Below are 453 nucleotides of genomic sequence, written 5' to 3'. Positions count from 1 at the left end.
ATGATGGGGAAAATTATTAGGAGTTTTTTCGCTTCGACCGAGGTAAGCTACTAAGTGATTAGCTTCCCACTCATGACCTCCTAGTGTCGCCAGCCAATAAGCAAAAGTAATCAACAAAACCAAGGCTAAAAATCGGGTTGAATCCACCCGAGTAGATTCCATATTATAGCCCCCACTTTGACAATCTCTAAACATCATTTCGATACCCCACCGCGCTTGATAAAGTTGCTTAACCAGCTTGGGGTTATCAAGCGTAGTTAGTAAATACCAAGGTTTTTTTACCTTTTTTCCTCGGTGAATTTTTTGCCAATAAACTCCTAGGTTAAATCCATGAATAGGTGCAAATTTTTGCAAGGTTACATTTTTAAAAAAATGGGATTCGCCCGACTTAAATCCTTGAGTTTTTAAAGACTTACCTGGCTGGCATGAGGTAGCTACAAAAGCACTCTTTTT

The 453-nt window shown here is 39.3% G+C and carries 1 protein-coding gene; it reads right to left on the bottom strand.

All coding sequences use genetic code 11. From position 1 onward, the window contains the following. A partial coding sequence (locus P5683_RS25855; protein ID WP_315657767.1) for a transposase occupies window positions 1-453 on the bottom strand: 453 nt, incomplete at both ends.

It is taken from the genome of Limnospira sp. PMC 1279.21, from assembly GCF_032349615.1.
GTDB classification, from domain to species: domain Bacteria; phylum Cyanobacteriota; class Cyanobacteriia; order Cyanobacteriales; family Microcoleaceae; genus Limnospira; species Limnospira fusiformis.
Note: the sequence above shows the minus strand (reverse complement) of the source record. Positions and strands in the feature narration are given on the sequence as shown.